Consider the following 22,413-nt stretch of genomic DNA (forward strand, 5'->3'; position numbering starts at 1 on the left):
AGACTTCAATGTCATAGGCTGCGCTCGATCACGGCGAGGAAGAAAGCCGTGACGACAGGTACTCATTTAGCTGAAAGAAAGGGGCAAGCATGCGTTCGACCATAGGAGTACTGCTGGCAGTACTGATCAGCCCACTGGCTCAGGCAGAGCTGCTGGACGAAATCGCCGACCGCGGTGAACTGCGTATTGCCGTGCAAGCCGACAACTCGCCGTATGCCTTCAAGCAGGACGACCACCTGACCGGTTTCGACATCGAGTTCGGCCAGGCACTGGCTACAGAGCTGGACCTGCGCGCCGAGTTCATCGAAGCCCCGGCACCGGACGTGATCCCAGGTGTGGAAAGCGGCAAGTACGACGTAGCGCTCACGCCTGCCAGCGAGGCCCCCAAGGCCGATAGCCCGCTTGACGCCAGCCAGTCATTCGGCGGCGAGCAGAAGCTGGTGATCCCCTTCCAGCAAGACAACCCCGCGTTCGAAAGCGCGCTCAACAACGCCCTGCAGCGCCTCAAGGACAGCGGCCGCACCGCCGAGCTCGAGCAAAAATGGTTTAGCCCAAGCCCCTGAGCGGCAGCCGCACCGGTCAGCGGCGGGGCGCACTTCGCGATAGCCCACACCCCAGTGCCCGCTCCGCCTCCGGCAGCTCCAGCTCGCTGAACACCTGCACCCCGGCCCGCCGCAACAGGGCAGCAGTCACCCCCTGCCCGGCTACCTTCACCCCACTGAAGGACCCATCGTACGTCAGCAGGTTGCCGCACGATGGGCTACCGGCCTTCAGCACCGCCATCTGAATGCCATGCCGTTGCACCAGCGCCAATGCCTGGTGTGCACCTGCGAGAAACGCAGCGGTTACATCCTCCCCCAGCAGCGTCACCACCTGCGCCTGGCCATCGAGCACCTGCGTGCCCTGCCCGCCGGGGATTTCGGCAGCGGGCCGCGGCGTGGGCAAACCGCCAGCCACCTCTGGGCACAACGGCACCACTCGCCCCTCTGCCTGCCAACGCTGCAACAGGTCAGGGTGGCCGCTGGCACGCCCGTCATAACGCACAGGCTGGCCGAGCAGGCAGGCGCTCACCAGCACCTCGGGCAATTCAGAACGGGTCATTGCCGCGTCGCCTGAACCAGCCGGTCAACGACAACCGGTCGCGGCCTGCCGGCAGTACCTCATGGGGCACATCGCCCGACAGAAACACCACCAGGCAGCCGGCCACAGGCTCGACATCATGCTCAACACCCTGGGCCAGGAACATGCGCAACTGGCCGCCGTCCTCGGGCTGCCAACCTTCGTTGAGGTACAGCACTGCCGACACCGTACGCCGGTCATCGTCGCGAAAGCGGTCCAGATGGCGGCGGTAGAACGCACCCGGCGGGTACAGCGCAAAATGGCACTCGAAGTCTTCCAGGCCGAGGAACAAGCCTTGGTTGATCGCCAGGCGCAATTGGTCCATCGCAGCGAGGTACTGGTCGCAGGCATCGGCCTGGCCCGGGTCGACCCACTGGATCTGGTCGCCGCGGATGGCTTCACGCACCTCCTGGGAGGCGCCGCGCCCTACGCCTGCAGGGTTCAGCTCACCTTCGGCATTACGCCGCCGGCACTCGCTCGCAAGCGCCCGCACCAGGTCGCCGGGTAAAAACAGCGCCTGCTGGGACCAGCCACGGGTGGCCAGATCGTCGACGACGGCCGCTAGCATCGGGTTTTCAGGGGAATTTTGCATGGCGCATCATATCCATTCGCCAGATCGGCGCACAGCGCCACTTGGCCGAGAACCACGCACATATCTCGACAAACAGCCGCTGCCACACAGACAATAGCCACCTGCCGACAGGAGTCTTGAATGCGCCGTCTGTTTTCCCTGATTCTGCTGATGATCTGCACCGTACCTGTCTGGGCAGATACCCTGGGTCAGCTGTACAAGGTCGCTGGCTGGCCCGACCAGCGCGCCCACTTCACCGATGCCGTCACCGCCGCCCAGCAGCGCTACCGCAACAGCTTGCCGCCGGCCGTTTACCAGGCGCTGGTCAGCAACAGCAACCAGCGCTTCCAGGCCCAGGCCATGGACCGGCGTGCCCAGGCCCAACTGCGCACCGCCTTGCCCAACCCGGCGCCGGCCCTGGCGTTTTTCCAGTCGCCCCTGGGCCGCAAGGTGGTGGCCGCCGAGCTCAAGGCCACGCGCAAGGATGAACTGGCACGCAATGCCCAGGGCCTGCCAAAGATTCAGGCCAGCGACACTCGCCAGCTGATCATCGGCCACCTCGCCCAGGCCCTGCCGGCCCGGGAAGCCGGTGCCGAGGTCAGCCTGGCCATCGCAGGCGTGGCAGCCGACAGCCTCAGCTCCATGATCCCCGGCCTGTTCGGCGGTGGTCAGGCCCAGGGCCTGCTCGACGGCCAGCGCCAGCGCCTGATGAACCAGATTGGCGAAGACCTGAACAACACCCTGCTCTACGTCTACCGTGATTTGTCGGATGCCGAGCTGGAAGAATTCGCCACCTTCGCCGAATCTGCCGATGGCAAGGCGTATTACCAGGCTGCCCTCACCGCCGTGCGCGCGGGCCTGGCTGTTGGCCAGGACGCCAACCAGCTGAATTGATCAGCCTATCTGCAGGTCGAGGAAATCGAAATAGCGCTGGCGGATAGCCGGTAGCTCGTTTGCCAGGTGATGGCGGGCCCCGGGCAGCATCAGCACCCTTGGCGTGTCGAACTTGGCCTTGAGCACGGCGAGGTTGTACGGCCAGTCCACAGTGCCGTCGTTCTCCCCTTGCACGATCACCGGGTGCCGGGCACTGCAGGGCGCGGCTTCTATGCGTTTGATCCAGGCGATCAGCGCGCCCACCCAGGCCGTGGGCAGGCGACGGGGCTGCAGCGGGTCGGCCTGAAGAAACGCCAGGAATGCCGGGTCATTGGTGTTGTCGCTGAAGCGCCGCTCTATACCGTTCACAAAGTGACGCAGCACTTGGTAGCTGAACTTCGACCAGCCCCAGGCACACGGGCGCACCAAGGGTGCCAACAGGATGACCTCGCCATCCACAGGGCTGTGCTCAGCCTGGTGCAACAGGTGGTCGACGGCGATTGCACCACCGGTGCTTTGGCCGCACAGGTGCCACGGGTGGGGCAGCCGCAGTGCGCGAGCCTGTTCGAACAGGGCGTCGAGCACCTGCTGATACACCGCAAAGTCATCGATGCTGGCACGCTCGCCGCTGGACAAGCCATGGCCCGGCAGGTCGCAGCTGATCACCGCAAACCCATGTTTCAGCGCCCAGGCAATCACATGCCGGTACAAGCCCATGTGGTCGTAATAACCGTGCAGCAGAAACAGCGTTGCCTTCGGCTGCAGGGGCGACCACACCTGCCCCACCACCTCGAACCCAGCAACGGGGAAGCTGCCCAGCCAGCTGTGCACGGGCACATCCAGACCATAGAAGCGTTGATAATGCTGGGCATGCGCCGACAGCGGCTGGCGCGCGCCGAGCGGGGCCAGGCTGGTGCGCAACAGGTCGGGGTGAAAGGCAGCGGGCATCGGGTACATCCACAGTGCAACAAGTATTGACTTGGGATATTCAGCTCATGGCCGCGCCGTGGCAAGCTTGCCGTTCACCCCACACGAGCGCGCATCCGGTTCATGAATACCCGAACCCTCAAAACGTCGTGCCTGGCGCTTGGCCTGATCGTGGGCGCAGCCATCCTGTGGCAAGCCTACAGCAGTTTCCAGGCCCGCTACCTGCGCCCGTTCGACAACCAGGCCACGGTATTCGATGGCAGCCAGCTGCAGTTGCCTGCAGCGCTGGCGGGCCCCGGGCCCATCCGCGTGGTGCATTTTCGCGACCCGGCCTGCCCCTGCAACGTTGGCAACCAACAGCACCTGGCCGACCTGGTTGGCCAGTTCGCAGGCAAGGGCGTGAGGTTTTATGTGCTGCAAAAGCCTGGCAGCCAAGGCCGCATGCCTGCAGACCTGACCGCCTTGCAGCCCCTGGCCAGCCTGCCGGGCAGCGAACGGCTGCCGGCCTCGCCGGCGGTCGCCATCTGGGACCGCCAAGGCCATCTGGCCTACTTTGGCCCCTACAGCGAGGGGGCGGTGTGCAATGCCAGCAACAGCTTCATCGAGCCGATCCTCAAGGCACTGCTCGACGGCCGCCAGGTCCAGGCATCCAATACCTTGGCCGTTGGCTGCTACTGCCCGTGGGCCGGTTGACGGATACGCGCCGGGTTGCCCACCACCACAGCGCCCGCCGGCACGTCACGGGTGACCACGCTGCCAGCGCCCACCACCGCATCATCGCCAATGGTCACGCCAGGCAGGATGATCGCCCCGCCGCCGATCCATACATTATTGCCGATGGTCACCGGGCGCCCGCTCTCGAGGCCGGTGCGACGCACCTCGGGGTCCAGGGGGTGGTCAGCCGCGTAGATCTGCACGTTGGGGCCAACCTGGCAATCGTCGCCGATGCGCACGGGCAGTACATCGAGAATCACACAGTTGAAGTTCATGAACGTGTTACGGCCCACACTGATGTTGTAGCCATAGTCGCAGTGAAACGGCGGGCGAATCACCGTGTTGTCGCCGACGTGGCCAAAGTGCTCGGCCAACAGCCCATGGCGGGCTTGCGAGGGCATCTCTGTACCGCTGTTGTACCGTAGCATCCACTGCCGGTTGGCGCTTTGCTCGGCCTGCAGCTCTGGACAGGTGGCGTGGTACAGCTGGCCTGTCAGCATTTTCTGTTTTTCGCTGAGTGACATGGAAACTCCTGCCTGGGGGCTATGCTCTTTTCGCGAATGTGTCGATGATCGGACCACACAATCTGCCCAATCACTCAAAGGAGACTGCATGAAGCGCGGCCTGGCCCTGTTGGTTGTCGTTATCGCCCTGGCCGTCGGGGCTGGCTACGTATACGTACAGGGCAAACTGCCGCGCCGCCACGGCGAGGTAGCGGTTTCCGGCCTGCAGGCCCCCGTGAGCGTGCGTTACGACACCCGGGGTGTGCCGCACCTGCAGGCGCAGAACGAGCCTGACCTGTACCGGGCACTGGGGTACGTGCACGCCCAGGACAGGCTGTTCCAGATGGAGATCCTGCGCCGCCTGGCACGGGGCGAGCTGGCTGAAGTGCTGGGTGAAAAACTGGTCCCCACAGACACCCTGTTCCGCAGCCTGCGCATCCGGGAACAGGCCACCCTGATGGCCCAGCGTCAAGACCACCAGGCCCCTGCCTGGCGCGCGCTGCAGGCCTACCTCGCCGGGGTGAACAGCTGGCAGGCCAGCCACCCAAAGCCCGTGGAGTTCGACTTGCTCGGCATCAGCCCGCGCCCCTTCACCGCCGAGGACACCCTGAGCATCGCCGGGTACCTGGCCTACAGCTTTGCCGCCGCATTCCGCACCGAGCCTGCACTAACCTTCATCCGCGACCAACTGGGGCCTGAATACTTGGGCATCTTCGACCTCGCCTGGCAACCAGGCGGCGCACTGGGCACGCCGCTGGCGGCTGCCGACTGGCGCAGCCTGGAAACCCTGGCCACGGTCAGCCACAACGCGCTGACGGCATTGGCGGTGCCGCAGTTCGAAGGCAGCAATGCCTGGGCAGTGGCCGGCAGCCGCACCCGCAGCGGCAAGCCGCTGCTGGCCGGCGACCCGCATATCGGCTTTGCGGCGCCGGCAGTGTGGTACGAAGCGGAGCTGTCGGCACCGGGTTTCAACCTGTACGGGTACTTCCAGGCCCTGAACCCTTTCGCCTTGCTGGGCCATAACCGTGATTTCGGCTGGAGCCTGACCATGTTCCAGAACGATGACATCGACCTGATCGCAGAAAGGCCCAACCCAGCCGATGCCCAGCAGGTACTGGTCAAGGGCCAGTGGCAGCCACTGGAGCACAGCGAACAGACCATCGCCGTCAAGGGCGGGCAGCCGGTCACCCTGCAACTGCGCCGGTCCCCCCACGGCCCGATCGTCAACGATGTGCTTGGGGAGTCGGCGGGCAACACGCCCATTGCCATGTGGTGGGCGTTTCTGGAAACCGAAAACCCCATTCTCGACGGTTTCTACCAGCTCAACCGTGCCGACACCCTGGGCAAGATGCGCCAGGCCGCCGCCCAGGTGCATGCACCCGGTTTGAACTTCGTGTGGGCCAACGCCCGTGGTGATATCGGCTGGTGGGCGGCTGCGCGCTTGCCGATCCGCCCTGACGGCGTGAACCCGGCATTCATCCTCGATGGCAGCAGTACCCAGGCGGACAAACTGGGTTTCTACCCCTTCAGCGCCAACCCGCAACAGGAAAACCCTGCCAGTGGGTACATCGTTTCGGCCAACTACCAGCCGCCGGGCGCCATGCCCATACCCGGCTACTACAACCTGCCAGACCGGGGCCGCCAGCTCGATCGCCTGCTGGCAGACACGCAAACACAATGGGACACCGCCAACAGCCAGGCCCTGCAGCTGGACACCTCCAGTGACTACGGCCCGCGCACCCTGGCGCCACTGCTGGCGACACTGCGCGCAGTAGCCGAGGGTGATGAGGAAAAGGAGCTGGTGGAACAGTTGGCGGCCTGGGAGGGCGACTACCCGCTGGGCTCCATCAACGCCACGGTGTTCAACCAGTTCTTGTATGAGCTGGCATTTGCCGCCATGCATGACGAACTGGGTGACGCCTGGTTCCCGGTACTCATCAGCACCCGAGCCATCGACGCTGCCTTGCCACGCCTGGCCGCCGACGCCGATTCCCCCTGGTGGAACACCCGCGGCGCCAGCCAGCCCACCGACCGCACCGGGGTTGTGCGGGTGGCCTGGCAACAGACGGTGCAGCACCTGCGCAAGGCCCTGGGCGACGACCCTGCCAGTTGGCAGTGGGGCAAGGCGCATACCCTCACCCACAACCACCCGCTGGGTGTGCAAAAGCCCCTGAACCTACTGTTCAACGTGGGCCCGTTCCCGGCCCCAGGCACCCACGAAGTGCCCAACAATCTATCGGCCAAGATCGGCCCCGCGCCGTGGCCGGTCACCTACGGCCCGTCCACCCGGCGCCTGATCGACTTCGCCGATGCCGGCCAGGCACTGACCAGTAACCCGGTCGGGCAAAGCGGCGTGCCTTTCGACAAGCACTACGCGGACCAGGCCGAGGGGTATGTGCAGGGGCATTACCAGAAAACACAGATGGGGGCCATTCCGGCGCACAGTACCTTGAGGCTCGTGCCTGGCGGTTGATTGCGTTTGCGACCCACTGCGGCAGCGGAACATCTGCCGCCGGACACAAAAACGCCGACACATCAGTGTCGGCGTCAGGTCACACTACCAGCAGCAAACGCATCAGAACGCTGGCAGCACAGCACCCTGGTACTTCTTGGCGATGAAGGCCTTCACCTCGGGGCTGGTCAGGGCCTTGGCCAGTTTCTGCATGGCGTCGCTGTTCTTGTTGTCCGGGCGGGCTACCAGGAAGTTCACGTAAGGCGAGTCGCTGCCTTCGATTACCAGCGCATCCTTGGCCGGGTTCAGGCCGGCTTCAAGGGCGTAGTTGGTGTTGATCATGTCCAGGTCCACTTGGTCCAGTACGCGGGGCAGCATGGCCGACTCAAGCTCGCGGAATTTCAACTTCTTGGGGTTCTCGGCGATGTCCTTTGGCGTTGCCAGGGCATTTTTCGGATCCTTAAGGGTAATCAGGCCCGCCTTCTGCAGGAGCAGCAGCGCACGGCCGCTGTTGCTGCCTTCGTTGGGGATGGCAACCGTGGCACCTTCTGGCAGGTCGTTCAGGCTCTTGACCTTTTTCGAGTAGCCGCCAAAGGGCTCCACGTGCACGCCGATCACGGTTTCCAGGTGCGTGCCCTTCCCCTCGTTGAAGCTCTGCAGGTACGGCAGGGTCTGGAAGTAGTTGGCGTCCAGACGCTTCTGGTCCACCTGCACGTTAGGCTGCACGTAGTCGGTGAAGACCTTGATCTGCAGGTCCACCCCTTCCTTGGCCAAGGTCGGCTTGATCAGCTCCAGGATCTCGGCATGGGGTACGGGGGTTGCAGCAACCACCAGTTTTTCGGCGGCAGCGGCCAGGCCGGCGAACGACAGGGCGGCAGCCAGGGCGGTGGTCAGCAGGGTCTTCTTCATGGTGATCCTTGTTCTGAATGCGGGCCATCGGCGATGGCAGATATGTGTGCCTACCGACGATTCAGCGGGCGTGAGGCGGACAATACCTAGATTTTTTATGCCGGAACAATATCTTTTAATTAGCTGCTTATTCCAAAATCAAAATGCCACCTACCTATTTGCTTATTAGCGCCTGCTACCGCGCAGCGCTCGGCAAATCGAGGTCCTGGGGCAGGATCTCTTCCCCGTCGTTGACCAGCAAGGCGAAGTGGATGACGTTCTCCAGTTCACGGGTATTGCCCGTCCAGGGGTGGGCCTCGAGTAACTGCTGCGCCGCCTCGCTCACCAGCGGTACCGGCCGCTGCAGGCGAACGCTGTAGATCCCCACGAAATACTCGGCCAACGCCAGGATATCGCCGGGCCGCTCGCGCAAGGGTGGCAACTCCAGCGCACCTTCGCGCAAGTATTGATACAGGCGCTCATTGAACCGCCCGGCCTTGACCACCCGGGCCAGGTCGATGCTGGTAGCAGCCACCAGGCGGACATCCACCGGCTGCGGCTTCTGCGCGCCTACCCGCGTCACTTCACGGTTCTCCAAGGCTGCCAGCAGCTTGCCCTGTATGGTCAACGGCAGGTCAGCAATTTCGTCCAGGTACAGCGTGCCGCCGTTGGCCGAGCCGAACCAACCGGCGCGGCTACTGGCCGTGCCCCCCTGGCTGCCGGCGCTGTAGCCGAACAGCTCGGCATCGGCGTAGGTCGCACTGATGGCGGCGCAGTTGACCGAGACGAACAGGCCGCTGCGGTCACTGGTGCGGTGGATCTGGCGGGCCAGCAGTTCCTTGCCCGAACCTGTTTCACCCCGGATGAGCACTGGCAATGGCAGTGGTGCCAGGCGTTCCAGGTCCTCACGCAGTTGCTGCGAGCGGGGGTCGATGAACACCAGGGCCTTGGCACGAATGCTCAGTGGGCTCTTGTCCAGTTCGGGAAAGGTCAGCAGCGGCTGGCCAAACGGGTTTTGAAACGTCATGACAAACTCCCACACCGGCCCTGCTGGGCCCGGCTTCACGCCGACAATAAACAGAAAAGGCTGTCAGGCACGGCGCAGTGCGCGCTGCTCCACCCGGCTTTGCAGGCGGTACAGGTAAGCGAAACCGCCCTCCCAGCGCTCATGGCCTGACTTCACGTTGATGTGCCCCGCATTGCTCAGCAACCCCGCTTCGGCACCCCAGGCCTGAGCCAGCGACAGCGCCCGCGGTACGCTCACCGCCGGGTCGTTGTCGGAGCTGACGACCTGGCTTGGAAACGGCAGTGGCGCGCCGGGGATGGGCGCGAAGTTGCGCAGCGCCGCCGCGCAGGTTGGCCGCTCCACATCGGCCGGCGCTACCAGCAATGCCCCCCGTACCCGCCGTAGCAGGCCGGGGGTGGCTTGCGCGGCCCAGTGGGCAACCGTGATGCAGCCAAGGCTGTGGGCAATCAGGATAACGGGCGAGCGCTCGGCGGCAATCGCCTGCTCCAGCGCCTGCACCCAGTCCTGGCGTTGCGGGGTGAGCCAGTCGTGCTGCTCCACCCGCGCGCTGTTGGGCAGGGTGCGCTGCCAGTGACTCTGCCAATGGTTGTCTGGCGATCCTTGCCAGCCCGGCACAATCAGGTAACGAATTGACTCATTGCGCATGGGACGCCTCCAGGGGTGTTTGCGTGCTTGGAGACCAGTATAGGGTGGGGGTTATATTCGTAAAGGAATAAGAAGATATTTGTTAATAACAAAAAGTTTAAGCTGTGGGAGCGGGTTTACCCGCGAAGCCTTTTATCCACAGCGGGGCAAAAAAAAGGGCCATCCCCTGCCAAGAGATATGGCCCATAAGCATTGCCTGAAGAGGTTGATGGCATCAGCGCGCAGTGATGACCGCCAATTTGCTGATGCCGGCACGTTCGATGGCGGCCATGGCGCGCGCCACCTCACCGTAGTTCACGCCGTCGTCGGCCTGCAGTTGCACACGCAGGTCAGCGTCCTTGGCCTTGGCGGCCTTGAGGCTGCCTTCCAGCGCGTCAGGCTGGAGCTCGTCCTTGTTGATGAACAGCTTGCCGCTGCCATCGATGCTGACCACCAGCGGGTCCTTCTGCTCCACCGGGGCCACGGCCTCGGTCTTGGGCAGGTTGATGGGGATGGCATTGGTGAGCAGCGGTGCAGTGACGATGAACACCACCAGCAGCACCAGCATTACATCCACCAACGGCGTCACGTTGATTTCGCTGAGGACTTCGTCGCTGTCCTGGGTCGAGAACGCCATGTCAGGAGGCCTCCTTCACGGGCTGGGTAAAACCACCCTGAGGCTTGTGTACAGCAGGGTGTACCAATACGCGGAAGGCACTCTTCTGCGCCAGGCTGTAGAAATCGTGGGCGAAATCGTCCAGGTCAGCGGCTGTCAGCTTCAGGCGGCGCAGGAAATAGTTGTACACAAGCACCGCCGGCACGGCCACGGCGATGCCCACGCCGGTAGCAACCAGCGCAGCGCCAATCGGCCCGGCTACGGTTTCCAGGCTCGCAGAGCCGGCCGCACTGATGCCCTTGAGCGCCTCCATGATGCCCCACACGGTGCCAAACAGCCCGATGAAGGGTGAGGTACTGCCGATGCTCGCCACCACCGCCAGGCCGGTTTCCAGCGAGCGCCGCTCACGCACGATCTGCTGGCGCAGGGCCCGCTCCAGGCGGTCCTGGTGATTGATGGCGTGGCTCAGGTCACTGGCCTGGGCATCGCCTACTGCGATGGCAGCGTAACCGGACTGCGCCACCCGTGCCGCAGGGCCTGGCAGCTCGTGGCTGAGTTCGGCAGCCGAGTCCAGGCTGGACGCCGCCCAGAATTGTTGATGGAAGCGTCTGTCCTGATTTTTCAGGCGCACGAACTGCAAGGTTTTCACCAGGGCCAGGCCCCAGGTAACGACGGAAAAGCCGACCAGCAGCCAGATGACGGCGCTTTCTACGGACTCGAGAGGGGATGCCAGCACGCTCATGGGATGTCTTCCTGTGTTCTGCAAAGGGGGAGTTAGCGAAGCTTGAAGTCGATGGGCACACTGACCCAGCCGGTCTGGGCAACGTCCCCCTGCTTGGCGGGGACGAAGCTCCAGCGCTTGACTGCAGCCAGGGCTGCGGCGTCCAGCGCATCACGGCCACTGCTTTTCTGGACCTGGATCTGCCCGGGCTTGCCGCTGGGCAGCACCTCTACACGCAACAGCACCGTGCCTTCCCAGCCACGCCGCTGGGCCATCTGCGGGTAGTCCGGTGCCGGGTTCTTCAGGTATGCGGCGTTGGCCGAGGCCGGGGTAACCGGCGCAGGTGGTGCTGGTGTGGCCGGGGCCGGAGCCGGGGCCGCGACCGGAGCTGGTGGTGGAGCCTCCATCGGCTTGGGCTTGGGTGTCGGCTTGGGCGCCTGCTTGACCACGGGTTTGGGCACGGGCTTGGGTTTTGGCTTGGGCTTGGCAGCCAGCTCGTCAATCACAGGCGGCGGTGGTGGTGGCTCGACCAACGGCGGTGCAGGTGCAGGCGGCGGGGGCTCGACCACAGGCGGTGCGGGCGCCGCAAACTCGATGGTCATGGGCGGCACCTGTGGCGGCACCACAGGCAGCTCGGGTGTGGGTGCCTGGCTGACCCAGTAAGCGGCAGCGCCGTGCAAGGCCAGCACCAGCAGCCCCAAGGCCAGTTTGTCCCGCCGTTTGAGGCCGCTGACGGGTGAGCGTTGCAGGCGCAGTTGCCCAAGGGGAAGGCGCGCAGTGCGTCCAAGCTCGACCAGTTCGCCCGGTGCTGGGCGCCATGGCAGGTCGTAGGCCCTGACGGCCGAGTGGGCATTACCCATTGATGAAACTCCTGGGGCTGGATTCAGGTGAGTGGCTGAATCATCGGGCCAGAGGCATATCTCTGAAAGTAATGTTTAAACTTATTGTTAGAACTTTATTGAATATTTATTCGGTAGGGTTGCAGGAGGGGCCCGGTTTCACGGGGCTTTGCTGGCGGGGGGGCTGAAATGATGCAACGTAGGCATTAAAACTATTCGTCAACGGCATGGAAGATGCCACCGTAGGAGCGACCGCTAGGTCGCGATGGGCTGCATAGCAGCCCTAAGTGCATAACCCGTACGGGGCTGCTGCGCAGCCCATCGCGACCTAGCGGTCGCTCCTACGGCACCCCATCGCGACCTGGCGGTCGCTCCTACGCGCTCCTACGCGTCCCTACAACGGCAGCTTCGGCCGGAAGAAAAGGGTTTCGCCACGGGCAAGATCGGTCAGGCTGTCGTGGTCCTTGACCACTTCGGCCTCGATCAGGTCGCTCTGCCCTTCCACCTTCAGGGTGACCCGCGTGGTGGCACCCAAGGGCCGGATGTCACGCACCTCGGCGGCCTGATGCCCTTCGGTTTCGTGCCGCGACAACGACACTTCGTGCGGGCGGAACAGCACATGGTGGCCCTCGCTCAATGCCAGGCGGTTCGAATCACCTAGGAAGTGGTAGACGAAGTCGTTGGCCGGTTGCTCGTACACCTCACCTGGCGAGCCGATCTGCTCGATCACGCCCTTGTTCATCACCACAATGCGGTCAGCCACCTCCATGGCCTCCTCCTGGTCATGGGTGACAAACACCGACGTCAGGTTGATGTCCTCATGCAGCCGTGCCAGCCAGCGGCGCAGCTCCTTGCGCACCTTGGCGTCCAACGCCCCGAACGGCTCATCCAGCAACAGTACCTTCGGCTCCACCGCCAATGCCCGCGCCAGGGCGATACGCTGGCGCTGGCCACCGGACAGCTGTTCCGGGTAGCGGTCGGCCAGCCAGTCCAACTGCACCATGTTCAGCAGTTCATGCACCTTCTCGGCGATGCGGCTTTCACTCGGGCGCTCGCCCTTGGGCTTCATGCGCAGCCCAAAGGCGACGTTGTCGAACACGCTCATGTGGCGGAACAGCGCGTAATGCTGGAAGACGAACCCCACGTTGCGATCACGCACGTCGTGGCCGGACACATCCTCGCCATGGAACACGATGCTGCCTTGGTCAGGGGTTTCCAGGCCGGCAATGATGCGCAGCAAGGTGGTCTTGCCGCAGCCCGACGGGCCAAGCAGGGCGACCAGCTCGCCACTGTTGATATCCAGGTTGATGTTGTCCAGGGCCTGGAAGCTGTTGAAGCGCTTGCTGACGTTACGAACTTCGATCGACATGAATCATTCCTCCGCGGCGCTGTGGCGCAGGCGGTTAATACGGTTCTCGCTCCACTGCTTGAGCAGCAGGATGAAGAGCGCCAGGATCAGCAACAGGCTGGCCACGCTGAAGGCCGCCACGTGGTTGTATTCGTTGTAGAGGATCTCCACATGCAGCGGCAAGGTGTTGGTCACACCGCGGATATGGCCGGACACCACCGACACCGCGCCGAACTCGCCCATTGCCCGCGCGGTACACAGCACCACGCCGTAGATCAGGCCCCATTTGATGTTGGGCAGGGTCACGTGCCAGAACATCTGCCAGCCATTGGCACCCAGCAAACGTGCGGCTTCCTCTTCCTGCGTGCCCTGCTCCTGCATCAGCGGGATCAGCTCACGGGCCACGAACGGCACGGTGACGAAGATGGTGGCCAGGACGATGCCCGGCAGGGCGAAGACGATCTGGATGTCGTGGTCCTGCAGCCACGGGCCGAGCAGGCCCTGGGCGCCGAACATCAGCACGTAGACCAGGCCGGCGATTACCGGCGATACCGAGAACGGCAGATCAATCAGGGTGACCAGGATGCTTTTGCCACGGAAGCTGTACTTGCTGACGCACCATGCCGCGCTGACGCCGAACACCAGGTTGAGCGGCACCGAGATCGCCACTGCAAGCAGGGTGAGCCGCAAGGCCGCCAGTGCGTCGGGTTCGAAGATGGCTTCGAAGAAGGTGCCGAAACCGTTTTTCAGCGCCTGCGATACCACAATCACCAGCGGCAGCAGCAGGAACAGCGCGAACACCAGCCAGCCAAGGCCGATGAGCACCCGGCGCGAGGTGGCGCTGCCGCGGCGGGCGGCATTGGCAGCGGCGGTTGCATTCAGGGATGAACTGGACATGCCGGCCTCCTTCAAGGGGTTTCGATGCGGCGCTGCAGCAGGTTGATCAGCAGCAGCAGGATGAAGGAAACCACCAGCATCAGCACGCCGATGGCAGTCGCGCCGGTGTAGTCGTACTGGTCGAGCTTGACCATGATCAGCAGTGGCAGGATCTCGGTTTTCATCGGCATGTTGCCGGCAATGAAAATGACCGAACCGTACTCACCCACGCCACGGGCAAACGCCAGGGCAAAACCGGTGAGCCACGCTGGCAGCAATGCCGGCGCCAGCACATGGCGGAACACTTGCAGCGGCTTGGCACCCAGGCACGCAGCGGCTTCCTCGACCTCGCGCGGAATGTCGGCCAGCACCGGCTGCACCGTGCGCACCACGAACGGCAGGGTGACGAAGGTCAGCGCCAGGGTGATGCCCAGCGGGGTGTAGGCGATCTTGAAACCAAGGTCAGTGGCGAACTGGCCGACCCAACCGGCCGGCGCGTACAGGGCGGTCAGGGCGATACCGGCAACCGCGGTGGGCAGGGCGAACGGCAGGTCGATCATGGCGTCGATGATCTTGCGGCCGGGGAAGGTGTAGCGCACCAGCACCCAGGCCAGCAGGGTGCCAATCACGCCGTTGATGATGGCCGCGAACAGGGCAGTGCCGAAGCTCAGCTTCAACGCGGCGATCACTCGCGGCGCGCTGATGATGGTCCAGAACTGCTCCCAGGTGAGCTGGGCGGCATGCACGAACATGGCGGCCAGCGGTATCAGCACGATCAGGCTGAGGTACACCAAGGTGTACCCCAGCGTCAGCCCGAAGCCGGGTATGACGGGGGAAATGCGACGTGACATAAATATCCCTGGTTGAACGCACGAGGCCCGGCAGTCATGCCGGGCCGGTGCTGGCTTTCGATTCTGGGGCTGTCACACAGCCCCGCATCATCCTGGCCGCTTACTGTGCCTGATAGATCTGGTCGAACACACCGCCATCATTGAAGAACTTGGGTTGCGCAGTTTTCCAGCCACCGAAGTCCTTGTCGATCGTCACCAGGTCCAGTTTCGGGAACTGCTTGCCGAACTCGGCCGCGACTTTCTCATCACGCGGGCGGTAGAAGTTCTCGGCGGCGATCTTCTGCCCAGCCGGGCTGTACAGGTGTTTCAGGTACTCGGTGGCAATTTCCGTATTGCCCTTTTTCTCGGCGTTCTTGTCCACCACCGCAACCGGTGGTTCAGCCAGGATCGACAGGGACGGCACCACGATGTCGAACTTATCGGCGCCGCCGTCTTCCTTCAGCGCCAGGAACGCTTCGTTTTCCCAGGCCAGCAGCACATCGCCCTGGCCATTGTTGACGAAGGTGATGGTGGAGCCACGCGCCCCGGTATCCAGCACCGGCACGTGCTTGAACAGTTCCTGCACATAGGCTTTGGCTTTCTCTTCGCTGCCACCGGTTTTCAGGCCATAGGCCCAGGCCGCCAGGAAGTTCCAGCGTGCGCCGCCGGAGGTCTTCGGGTTGGGAGTGATCACCGAGACGTCTTTCTTGATCAGGTCGCCCCAGTCCTTGATGCCCTTGGGGTTGCCCTTGCGCACCAGGAACACGATGGTGGACGTATAGGGGGTGCTGGCATCGGGCAAGCGCTTCTGCCAGTCCTCGGGCAGGGTCTTGCCCAGTTTCGCGATTTCGTCGATATCACCGGCCAGGGCCAGGGTTACCACGTCGGCACGCAACCCGTCGATCACCGCACGGCCCTGCTTGCCCGAGCCACCGTGGGACTGCTGGATTTTCACCTTGTCGTCCGGGTGGGACTGCTGCCAGTGCTTGATGAATTCGGCGTTGTACTGCTGGTACAGCTCACGGGTGGGGTCGTAGGACACGTTCAGCAGTTCGTAGTCCTTGGCGACGGCGGAACCGGCAAAAACAGCGCTGGCCAGGGCGGCGAGTGCATAGCGGCGGATGGACATGGTGAAGCTCCCGATTGGCATTTTTCTAGTTCTGAAGGGTAAGGCGGGTTCAGCTGGGCTTGTTGCCAGGCTGTTGCAGGCGGAATTTTTCCTTGCGTTCGATCTGCACCACCTGGGCGTTGTGCACGGTGATCTCCACCGCACCGAAACGCAGGTCGCGCAGGGCGCTCTGGATTTCCCGCAGGATGGTGGCTTCGTCCTGACCGTCGATACTGCGCAGCGATGCACTCATGCTCGTTCTCCTTGGAGTGAGGTGCCGGGCTGAGAGATGGGAAGGGGAATGCGCCTGGCTTGAGGGCAATAGTAGTGAGGCTGGGATATTCTTAAAAATACTGTTTAAGAATGTTTATATAACCAAAATATTAGGCCAGTTCTCAGGTGAGAAACCTGATCCCTGTGGGAACGGGCTGGCCCGCTCCCACAGGTTTTCATGTCAGGTTGGGCGCTGTGCTTGATCGGTATTTTCAGGCTCGCGGATCTTGTACCAGGCCACATACAGCGCCGGCAGGAACAACAGCGTCAGCAAGGTGGCGACGATGATGCCGCCGATCATGGCGTAGGCCATCGGCCCCCAGAACACTTCCCGGGCAATCGGGATCATACCCAGGCTCGCGGCGGCTGCCGTCAGCAGGATCGGCCTGCGACGGTGGTTGGTAGCCTCCACCACGGCGTCCCACGGCGAGAAGCCCTGCGCTTCGAACTCGTCGATCTGCGTCACCAGAATCACCGAGTTACGAATGATGATGCCTGCCAGCGCCAGGATGCCGAGAATCGCCACGAAGCCCATTGGCGTACCCGTGGGGACCAGCGCCAGCACCACGCCAATCAGCCCCAACGGTGCCACGCTGACCACCAGGAACAGCTTCTGCACGCTGTGCAGCTGAATCATCAGGAAGGTCGCCATCAGGAACAGCATCAGCGGAAGCACCTTGGCGATCGGGCCTTGCGCCTTGCCGCTCTCCTCTACCGTGCCGCCGGTTGCCACCTCGTAACCGGCCGGCAACTCGCTGGCGAATTTCTCGATATCGGGTTTCAGTTGCGCCACCAGGTCGGTTGGCTGGATATCGCCATTGACCGACGCCTTGAGGGTGATGGTGGGCTTGCGGTCACGGCGCCACACCAGCGGCTGTTCCAGCTCGTAGCGCACCGTGGCGAACGCCAGCAGCGGGATGGAGGTGCCGCTGGGGGTGAGGATCTGCAGGTTCTGCAAGGTGTCCGGCGAGCCACGCTCGCTGTCCACGGCACGGGCGACCACGTCGATCAGGTAGATATCGTCGTTGACCTGGGTGACCGGCACACCGGTGACGATGCTGTTCATCACGTTGGCCACGTCTTCCGAAGACAGCCCCAGCTGACGTGCCTTGTCCTGGGCGATCTCGATGCGCAGCACCTTACCAGGCTCGTTCCAGTCGTAGATCATCTCGCCAACATTGGGGTTCTTGTCCAGCAAGGTAGCCAGCTCGATGGCGTGCTTGCGCACCTGGTCGATGTCCTTGCCACTGACCCGGTACTGGATGGGGCGGCCAACAGGCGGGCCCATCTCCAGTGACTGCACGTTGGAACCAATGCCCACGAAGTCTTCACGCAGGCGCTTCTGCAAGCGGGCGATCAGCTCGCCGCGCTGCTCCAGGCCTTTGCTGACGATGACCAACTGGGCGTAGTACGGGTTCTGCAACTGTTGGTCCAGCGGCAGGTAGAAGCGCACCGCGCCCTCGCCGATATAGGTGCTCCAGTGGTCGATGTCTTCATCGTCCTTGAGCGTCGCTTCCAGGCGGTCGACCACCTTGCGCGTCTCTTCGATAGAGGCGTTCTGCGGCAGGTTGAGGTCGACCAGGATCTCCGGGCGGTCCGAGGCCGGGAAAAACTGGTTCTGCACATAACGCATGCAGAACACCGACAGCGCGAACAGCACCACCGTGCCGATGATGGTCAGCCAGCGGTGGCGCATGCTCCACAACAGGCCATGTTCGAAGGCGCGGCCCACCCTGCCCGGCTGGTTGTCATGGGCCTTCATTTTCTTGGCATTGAGAATATGCACGCCAAGCACCGGCGCGAAGAACACAGCCACCACCCAAGACACCAGCAACGCCACGGCAATCACTGCAAACAGGGTGAAGGTGTATTCCCCTGCCGAACTGGCATTGAGGCCAATGGGCACGAAGCCTGCCACGGTCACCAAGGTGCCGGTGAGCATGGGGAATGCAGTGGAGGTGTAGGCGAACGTGGCCGCCTGCTCCCTGGTCTCGCCCATTTCCAGGCGCGTGACCATGACCTCCACGGTGATCATGGCATCGTCCACCAGCAACCCCAGCGCGATAATCAGCGCCCCCAGCGAGATGCGCTGCATGGTGATGCCGCTGTACTCCATGAACACGAACACCATGGCCAGCACCAGCGGTATCGAACACGCCACCACCAAACCGGCGCGCACGCCCAGGCTGACGAAGCTCACCGCCAGCACGATGATCACCGCCTCGAACAGCGCACTGGTAAAGCCGCCGACCGCCTTCTCGACCACCACCGCCTGGTTGGACACCGTGTGCACGTCAACGCCTACGGGCAGCTCATGGGTGATGCGCTGCATGGTCTCTTTGAGCGCTGTACCGAATACCTGGATGTTGCCGCCGGCCTTCATGCCGATGGCCAGGCCCAGTGCCGTTTGCCCGTTGTAGCGGAACATCGGTGACGGCGGGTTGGCGTAGCCGCGCTCCACGTCGGCGATATCCGCCAGCCGGAAGAAGCGGTCGTTGATGCGCAGGTTGACGTTCTGCAGGTCTTTCTCAGAGGCGAACTGCCCGGTGGTGCGCACCGATATGCGCTCCGGCCCGGCCTCGATCACCCCGGCCGGCGTTACCGTATTCTGCGCCTGCAACGCCTGCATCACCTGGCGCTGATCGATACCCAGCGCGGCCAGCTTGCGCGTGGAGAAATTCAGGTACAGCACCTCGTCCTGAATGCCGACCATCTCGATCTTGCCGATGTTGGGCACTTCCCGCACTTCGGCCCGCGCCCGCTCCACGTAGTCGCGAAGCTGGCGCAAGCTGAGCCCGTCGGCGGTAAAGGCATAGATGGAGCCGAACACGTCGCCGAACTCGTCGTTGAAGCCAGGCCCCTGGATGCCATCGGGGAAGTCACCGCGGATGTCCTGGATCTTCTTGCGCACCTGGTACCAGATCTGCGGAATGTCGCCGGCCTTGGTGGTGTCGCGCAGGTAGACGAATACCGTCGACTCCCCGGGGCGCGTGTAGCTTTTGGTGTAGTCGAGCGAGTCCAGTTCCTCGAGCTTCTTCTCGATGCGGTCGGTGACCTGCAACAGGGTCTCGTCCTGGGTAGCGCCTGGCCAGCGGGTCTGGATGACCATGGTCTTGATGGTGAAGGACGGATCCTCCTCACGGCCCAGGTTGAAGTACGAGAAGATGCCCATCAGCAGGCCAACGAACATCAGGTACCAGACGAACGACTGATGCTTGAGCGCCCACTCGGACAGGTTGAAGCTTCCTTTCATTGCGCGTCCTCGTCGAAGGCGACTTTCTGGCCAGGCTTGAGGCTGTTGACGCCGGCGATCACCACTCGCTCGGCAGGCTGTACGCCGGCGGACACGATAATGCTGTCGCGGGTGCGGTCGATCAGGGTCACATCGCGCAGGGCAACGGTTTTTTGCTGCGGGTCGATGACCCACACCTGGGTTTTGCCCTCGCGCTCCAGCAATGCGGTGGCGGGCAGTTCGCTGCGGGGGGTGACCTGCGAGCTCAGGGTGACGCTGATGGCCGTCCCCAGGTGAAACGCCGCAGGGGTACTGGCCAGGGTCAGCCGCGCACGGCGGGTACGGGTGGTGGCATCGGCCCTGGGTTCCAGCTCGCGCAAGGTGGCTGTGGTACTGAGCGCAGGGTCAAGCTGCGAGGCGACGATGAAGGTCAGGTCGGGGTTCAACTGCTCGGCAACGCCGATTGGCAAATCGATCACGGCTTCCTTCACATCGGGCCGGGCCAATGTGACCACGGCCTGGCCGGCAGTAACGGTTTGCCCCGCTTCGGCCTGCCAGCCGGTGATAACGGCGCCGTGATCACTGCGCAGGGTGCTGTAGCCCAGCTGGTCACGGGCCTGGTTGACCGAGGAACGGGCCTGTTCCAGCGACGCACCGGCGGTTTTCAGGTTGGTCTGCGCAATGTCCAGCTGCGCCTGGGCCCCCACGCCCCGGTCGTACAGCTGCTGCTGCCGACGGGCATCGGCCTGGGCGTTTATCCATTGCGCCTGAACCCGGGCCAGGTCACCCTCGGCTGCGCGCAGTTGGTTCTGCTGGTCGGTCGGGTCCAGGGTGGCCAGGGTGTCGCCAGGCCTGACCTGTGCGCCTACATCCAGCCACCTGCGGGCGATACGGCCGCCGACACGAAAGCCCAGGGTGCTCTCATAACGCGCCTCGATCACCCCGGCGAACCGGCCCAGCAAGGCTTCCACCTGGGGCTGCACCACCACGGACAGTACCGGGCGGACCGGGTCGGCGGGCGGCTCATCTTCACTGCAGCCGGCCAGCAGCAGGCCTGCACACATCATCCACAGCAGCGGTTTCATAGCGGGCTCTCCGCAGCATCGGCTGCCACCTTTTCCACCTGCATGCCGGGGTGCAGCAATTGCCCACCGGTAACCACCACGGTTTCGCCGCTTTCAAGGCCCTTGCCGATCACCACCTTGCCGGTGAGATAGCGGCTGACTTCCACTTCACGCAACTGCACCTTGTCGCCCTCGCCTACCACCCATACCGCTGGCTGCTTGATGCCCTTGGTCAAGGCCGACCAAGGCAACTCCACGCTGGATTTGCCCCGGCCCTGGGTGCTGACCGTCACCGGTGCCCCCAACTGCATGGCCGCTGGTACATCCTTCAGCCCGACCTTCACCTGCACCGTGCCGCTTTGGGCAGAAACGGTCGGGGTGATCTCACGCACGGCGCCCCTGGCCTGGACCTTGGGGTCGTCCAGCAGGCTTACCACCACGCTGGCATCGCTTGGCTCGGCCGCCAGCAGGGATTCGTAGACGTTGAACACGGCATCACGGTCGCCGTCACGGGCCAGGCCGAAAATCGGCATGGTCGCCTGCACCACCTGCCCGACTTCGGCCTGGCGCTCGGTGATTACACCGTCCGCTTCAGACACCAGCGCGGTGTAGCTCAACTGCTCGTTGGCATTGGCCAGTTGTGCCTGGGCGGCCTTGAGGGCGCTCTGGTTGCTGCGCAGGGCGGCCTCGGCGGCGTCGTACTCACTCTGGCTGGTATAGCCTTTGGGCAGGAGTTTCTGTTGGCGCACAAAAGCGGCTTGCGTCTGGGTGACCCGCGCCTGGGCAGCAAACACCTCGGCCTTGGCAGAGGTGACGTTGTTCTGCAGGTCTTTAGGGTCCAACCGCGCCAATACCTGGTTGGCCTTGACATGGTCCCCCACATCCACGCTACGCGAAATGATCTTGCCACCCACGCGGAACGACAGGTCCGTCTGCACGCGCGCCTGTACATCGCCGGTCAGGGTGACCCGCGCAGCGAAGTCTGCAGGCTGCACCTGCTGCACGCCTACCCGGGGCAGCGTTGGCGGCAGTTCTTCCTGGCTACAGCCGGCAAGCGCACACAGCAGCCCCAGGCCCACCACCGATAGCGCACGCGTCAACGTCATGCAGGCTCCTTTCTTGCGCGCAAAAGATTCTTGGCATGCGACTGTTAGCGTAGGTCAGGGTTCGATAAAGATCATCGGCATGTTGCTGGCGGGTTATCTGGCCATATTCAGAAACGCTCTACTACGCGCCTGGTTCTGGCCTGCACTAACTTGAACAGCGAGCCACCCTGCAAGGAAGAACAGATTGCCCAGGGCTAACTCCCAACTGCTTCGTCGCGGCCGTTTCTCAGAACCTGGCAGGCTGTATCTGCTGACCACGGTCACCCACGGGCGTGAGCCCCTCTTTCACAATTTCGCTCATGCGAGGCTGGTCATCCAGCACCTGTACCAGTCGGACAAGGAGCAAAGCTGTCGTTCCCTCGCCTGGGTGTTGATGCCAGACCACTTGCATTGGCTCATACAATTGGAGAACGCAACGCTAGGTACATTGATGCGCAGGTTCAAATCCAGGTCCAGTCGCGCATTGCACCAGGCAGGGCTTGAGCATGATCCAGTGTGGCAACCTGGGTATCAGGATCGAGCTCTGCGACGGGAGGAAAGCATCGTGCATGTGGCCCGGTACATCGTCGCCAACCCCTTGCGGGCTGGCTTGGCAAGGCGTGTCGGGGACTATCCACACTGGGATGCGGTATGGCTCTGAGTCATGACTTCAGGCATTCGCGGGTAAACCCGCTCCCACAGTGGCACCCAAACTGCCAGTCA

The 22,413-nt window shown here is 63.4% G+C and carries 23 protein-coding genes; 5 read left to right on the plus strand and 18 right to left on the minus strand.

The features are described 5' to 3' along the window. Nucleotides 1-89 precede the first annotated feature (89 nt). Entirely contained in the window at nucleotides 90-563 is a 474-nt protein-coding gene (locus PPA02S_RS16255) for a transporter substrate-binding domain-containing protein (RefSeq protein WP_028632096.1), read from the plus strand. A 16-nt stretch (nucleotides 564-579) separates the two neighbouring features. Here PPA02S_RS16255 and PPA02S_RS16260 read toward each other — a convergent pair whose 3' ends face one another. Both PPA02S_RS16260 and PPA02S_RS16265 read right to left on the minus strand, forming a co-directional pair. Further along, on the minus strand, nucleotides 580-1,101 hold the full coding sequence (locus PPA02S_RS16260; RefSeq protein WP_028632097.1) for a 2-thiouracil desulfurase family protein: 522 nt from the start codon (nucleotides 1,099-1,101) through the stop codon (nucleotides 580-582). Further along, nucleotides 1,088-1,711 carry a 2OG-Fe(II) oxygenase gene (locus PPA02S_RS16265; protein WP_028632098.1) on the minus strand — a complete coding sequence of 208 codons (624 nt, stop codon included), beginning with the start codon at nucleotides 1,709-1,711 and terminating at the stop codon, nucleotides 1,088-1,090. Before PPA02S_RS16265 ends, PPA02S_RS16260 begins: the two co-directional genes overlap by 14 nt. Before the next feature lie 120 nt (nucleotides 1,712-1,831). On the opposite strand from PPA02S_RS16265, the gene PPA02S_RS16270 reads away from it, so the two are divergent. Further along, on the plus strand, nucleotides 1,832-2,584 hold the full coding sequence (locus tag PPA02S_RS16270; protein WP_028632099.1) for a DUF2059 domain-containing protein: 753 nt from the start codon (nucleotides 1,832-1,834) through the stop codon (nucleotides 2,582-2,584). On the opposite strand, the gene bipL is transcribed toward PPA02S_RS16270, so the two are convergent. Beyond that, nucleotides 2,585-3,511 (minus strand): phospholipase BipL, encoded by a 927-nt coding sequence (gene bipL, locus PPA02S_RS16275; RefSeq protein WP_028632100.1) that lies wholly within the window; start codon nucleotides 3,509-3,511, stop codon nucleotides 2,585-2,587. 102 nt (nucleotides 3,512-3,613) lie between these two features. On the opposite strand from bipL, the gene PPA02S_RS16280 reads away from it, so the two are divergent. Next, nucleotides 3,614-4,183, plus strand: a complete 570-nt coding sequence (locus PPA02S_RS16280; RefSeq protein WP_028632101.1) for a DUF6436 domain-containing protein — start codon at nucleotides 3,614-3,616, stop codon at nucleotides 4,181-4,183. Here the strand turns inward: PPA02S_RS16280 and PPA02S_RS16285 are convergent. Next, the gene (locus tag PPA02S_RS16285; RefSeq protein ID WP_028632102.1) at nucleotides 4,162-4,728 is read right to left on the minus strand and encodes a sugar O-acetyltransferase; all 567 of its coding nucleotides are present in this window, start codon (nucleotides 4,726-4,728) and stop codon (nucleotides 4,162-4,164) included. The genes PPA02S_RS16280 and PPA02S_RS16285 overlap by 22 nt on opposite strands. Nucleotides 4,729-4,816: 88 nt before the next feature. Here PPA02S_RS16285 and PPA02S_RS16290 point away from each other — a divergent pair, with 88 nt between their 5' ends. Further along, on the plus strand, nucleotides 4,817-7,180 hold the full coding sequence (locus PPA02S_RS16290; RefSeq protein ID WP_028632103.1) for a penicillin acylase family protein: 2,364 nt from the start codon (nucleotides 4,817-4,819) through the stop codon (nucleotides 7,178-7,180). Nucleotides 7,181-7,282: 102 nt separating this feature from the next. Here PPA02S_RS16290 and PPA02S_RS16295 read toward each other — a convergent pair whose 3' ends face one another. The 14 genes from PPA02S_RS16295 to PPA02S_RS16360 all read right to left on the minus strand — a co-directional run bounded on the left by PPA02S_RS16295 (nucleotide 7,283) and on the right by PPA02S_RS16360 (nucleotide 21,711). Then, a complete protein-coding gene (locus PPA02S_RS16295; protein ID WP_028632104.1) occupies nucleotides 7,283-8,068 on the minus strand; it encodes a MetQ/NlpA family ABC transporter substrate-binding protein in 786 nt (261 codons plus the stop codon). 175 nt (nucleotides 8,069-8,243) lie between these two features. Continuing rightward, complete coding sequence (locus PPA02S_RS16300) at nucleotides 8,244-9,074, minus strand: sigma 54-interacting transcriptional regulator (protein WP_028632105.1); 831 nt, start codon at nucleotides 9,072-9,074, stop codon at nucleotides 8,244-8,246. 63 nt (nucleotides 9,075-9,137) lie between these two features. Then, nucleotides 9,138-9,719, minus strand: a complete 582-nt coding sequence (locus tag PPA02S_RS16305; RefSeq protein ID WP_028632106.1) for an alpha/beta hydrolase — start codon at nucleotides 9,717-9,719, stop codon at nucleotides 9,138-9,140. Between the two features lie 214 nt (nucleotides 9,720-9,933). Further along, on the minus strand, nucleotides 9,934-10,335 hold the full coding sequence (locus PPA02S_RS16310; RefSeq protein WP_028632107.1) for an ExbD/TolR family protein: 402 nt from the start codon (nucleotides 10,333-10,335) through the stop codon (nucleotides 9,934-9,936). Nucleotide 10,336: 1 nt separating this feature from the next. Then, on the minus strand, nucleotides 10,337-11,056 hold the full coding sequence (locus PPA02S_RS16315; RefSeq protein WP_028632108.1) for a MotA/TolQ/ExbB proton channel family protein: 720 nt from the start codon (nucleotides 11,054-11,056) through the stop codon (nucleotides 10,337-10,339). Between the two features lie 32 nt (nucleotides 11,057-11,088). After that, on the minus strand, nucleotides 11,089-11,895 hold the full coding sequence (locus PPA02S_RS16320) for an energy transducer TonB (protein ID WP_028632109.1): 807 nt from the start codon (nucleotides 11,893-11,895) through the stop codon (nucleotides 11,089-11,091). Nucleotides 11,896-12,268: 373 nt separating this feature from the next. Next, the gene (locus PPA02S_RS16325; protein ID WP_028632110.1) at nucleotides 12,269-13,243 is read right to left on the minus strand and encodes a sulfate/molybdate ABC transporter ATP-binding protein; all 975 of its coding nucleotides are present in this window, start codon (nucleotides 13,241-13,243) and stop codon (nucleotides 12,269-12,271) included. Nucleotides 13,244-13,246: 3 nt separating this feature from the next. Next, the gene (cysW, locus tag PPA02S_RS16330; protein WP_028632111.1) at nucleotides 13,247-14,119 is read right to left on the minus strand and encodes a sulfate ABC transporter permease subunit CysW; all 873 of its coding nucleotides are present in this window, start codon (nucleotides 14,117-14,119) and stop codon (nucleotides 13,247-13,249) included. Nucleotides 14,120-14,130: 11 nt separating this feature from the next. Further along, the gene (gene cysT / locus PPA02S_RS16335; RefSeq protein ID WP_028632112.1) at nucleotides 14,131-14,949 is read right to left on the minus strand and encodes a sulfate ABC transporter permease subunit CysT; all 819 of its coding nucleotides are present in this window, start codon (nucleotides 14,947-14,949) and stop codon (nucleotides 14,131-14,133) included. Between the two features lie 100 nt (nucleotides 14,950-15,049). Next, on the minus strand, nucleotides 15,050-16,057 hold the full coding sequence (locus PPA02S_RS16340) for a sulfate ABC transporter substrate-binding protein (RefSeq protein ID WP_028632113.1): 1,008 nt from the start codon (nucleotides 16,055-16,057) through the stop codon (nucleotides 15,050-15,052). A gap of 49 nt (nucleotides 16,058-16,106) precedes the next feature. Next, nucleotides 16,107-16,289, minus strand: a complete 183-nt coding sequence (gene oscA, locus PPA02S_RS16345; protein ID WP_012274726.1) for a sulfur starvation response protein OscA — start codon at nucleotides 16,287-16,289, stop codon at nucleotides 16,107-16,109. Nucleotides 16,290-16,490: 201 nt separating this feature from the next. Further along, nucleotides 16,491-19,562, minus strand: coding sequence for an efflux RND transporter permease subunit (locus PPA02S_RS16350; protein WP_028632114.1), 3,072 nt, complete (start codon nucleotides 19,560-19,562; stop codon nucleotides 16,491-16,493). Continuing rightward, nucleotides 19,559-20,626: an efflux RND transporter periplasmic adaptor subunit gene (locus tag PPA02S_RS16355; protein WP_028632115.1), complete on the minus strand. Its 1,068-nt coding sequence runs from the start codon at nucleotides 20,624-20,626 to the stop codon at nucleotides 19,559-19,561. Before PPA02S_RS16355 ends, PPA02S_RS16350 begins: the two co-directional genes overlap by 4 nt. Beyond that, nucleotides 20,623-21,711: an efflux RND transporter periplasmic adaptor subunit gene (locus PPA02S_RS16360; protein ID WP_028632116.1), complete on the minus strand. Its 1,089-nt coding sequence runs from the start codon at nucleotides 21,709-21,711 to the stop codon at nucleotides 20,623-20,625. The genes PPA02S_RS16355 and PPA02S_RS16360 overlap by 4 nt, the downstream gene beginning before the upstream one ends. Nucleotides 21,712-21,895: 184 nt before the next feature. Here PPA02S_RS16360 and PPA02S_RS16365 point away from each other — a divergent pair, with 184 nt between their 5' ends. Further along, nucleotides 21,896-22,351, plus strand: coding sequence for an REP-associated tyrosine transposase (locus PPA02S_RS16365; protein WP_028632117.1), 456 nt, complete (start codon nucleotides 21,896-21,898; stop codon nucleotides 22,349-22,351). Nucleotides 22,352-22,413: the final 62 nt, after the last annotated feature.

Source organism: Pseudomonas parafulva NBRC 16636 = DSM 17004 (assembly GCF_000730645.1).
Classification (GTDB): Bacteria; Pseudomonadota; Gammaproteobacteria; order Pseudomonadales; family Pseudomonadaceae; genus Aquipseudomonas; species Aquipseudomonas parafulva.

What these genes read in the sequence shown, in the direction of transcription:
- PPA02S_RS16255 (WP_028632096.1), top strand. Translation starts at nt 90, where the DNA reads ATGCGTTCGACCATAGGAGTACTGCTGGCAGTACTGATCAGCCCACTG.
- PPA02S_RS16260 (WP_028632097.1), bottom strand. Translation starts at nt 1,101, where the DNA reads ATGACCCGTTCTGAATTGCCCGAGGTGCTGGTGAGCGCCTGCCTGCTC.
- PPA02S_RS16265 (WP_028632098.1), bottom strand. Translation starts at nt 1,711, where the DNA reads ATGCAAAATTCCCCTGAAAACCCGATGCTAGCGGCCGTCGTCGACGAT.
- PPA02S_RS16270 (WP_028632099.1), top strand. Translation starts at nt 1,832, where the DNA reads ATGCGCCGTCTGTTTTCCCTGATTCTGCTGATGATCTGCACCGTACCT.
- bipL (WP_028632100.1), bottom strand. Translation starts at nt 3,511, where the DNA reads ATGCCCGCTGCCTTTCACCCCGACCTGTTGCGCACCAGCCTGGCCCCG.
- PPA02S_RS16280 (WP_028632101.1), top strand. Translation starts at nt 3,614, where the DNA reads ATGAATACCCGAACCCTCAAAACGTCGTGCCTGGCGCTTGGCCTGATC.
- PPA02S_RS16285 (WP_028632102.1), bottom strand. Translation starts at nt 4,728, where the DNA reads ATGTCACTCAGCGAAAAACAGAAAATGCTGACAGGCCAGCTGTACCAC.
- PPA02S_RS16290 (WP_028632103.1), top strand. Translation starts at nt 4,817, where the DNA reads ATGAAGCGCGGCCTGGCCCTGTTGGTTGTCGTTATCGCCCTGGCCGTC.
- PPA02S_RS16295 (WP_028632104.1), bottom strand. Translation starts at nt 8,068, where the DNA reads ATGAAGAAGACCCTGCTGACCACCGCCCTGGCTGCCGCCCTGTCGTTC.
- PPA02S_RS16300 (WP_028632105.1), bottom strand. Translation starts at nt 9,074, where the DNA reads ATGACGTTTCAAAACCCGTTTGGCCAGCCGCTGCTGACCTTTCCCGAA.
- PPA02S_RS16305 (WP_028632106.1), bottom strand. Translation starts at nt 9,719, where the DNA reads ATGCGCAATGAGTCAATTCGTTACCTGATTGTGCCGGGCTGGCAAGGA.
- PPA02S_RS16310 (WP_028632107.1), bottom strand. Translation starts at nt 10,335, where the DNA reads ATGGCGTTCTCGACCCAGGACAGCGACGAAGTCCTCAGCGAAATCAAC.
- PPA02S_RS16315 (WP_028632108.1), bottom strand. Translation starts at nt 11,056, where the DNA reads ATGAGCGTGCTGGCATCCCCTCTCGAGTCCGTAGAAAGCGCCGTCATC.
- PPA02S_RS16320 (WP_028632109.1), bottom strand. Translation starts at nt 11,895, where the DNA reads ATGGGTAATGCCCACTCGGCCGTCAGGGCCTACGACCTGCCATGGCGC.
- PPA02S_RS16325 (WP_028632110.1), bottom strand. Translation starts at nt 13,243, where the DNA reads ATGTCGATCGAAGTTCGTAACGTCAGCAAGCGCTTCAACAGCTTCCAG.
- cysW (WP_028632111.1), bottom strand. Translation starts at nt 14,119, where the DNA reads ATGTCCAGTTCATCCCTGAATGCAACCGCCGCTGCCAATGCCGCCCGC.
- cysT (WP_028632112.1), bottom strand. Translation starts at nt 14,949, where the DNA reads ATGTCACGTCGCATTTCCCCCGTCATACCCGGCTTCGGGCTGACGCTG.
- PPA02S_RS16340 (WP_028632113.1), bottom strand. Translation starts at nt 16,057, where the DNA reads ATGTCCATCCGCCGCTATGCACTCGCCGCCCTGGCCAGCGCTGTTTTT.
- oscA (WP_012274726.1), bottom strand. Translation starts at nt 16,289, where the DNA reads ATGAGTGCATCGCTGCGCAGTATCGACGGTCAGGACGAAGCCACCATC.
- PPA02S_RS16350 (WP_028632114.1), bottom strand. Translation starts at nt 19,562, where the DNA reads ATGAAAGGAAGCTTCAACCTGTCCGAGTGGGCGCTCAAGCATCAGTCG.
- PPA02S_RS16355 (WP_028632115.1), bottom strand. Translation starts at nt 20,626, where the DNA reads ATGAAACCGCTGCTGTGGATGATGTGTGCAGGCCTGCTGCTGGCCGGC.
- PPA02S_RS16360 (WP_028632116.1), bottom strand. Translation starts at nt 21,711, where the DNA reads ATGACGTTGACGCGTGCGCTATCGGTGGTGGGCCTGGGGCTGCTGTGT.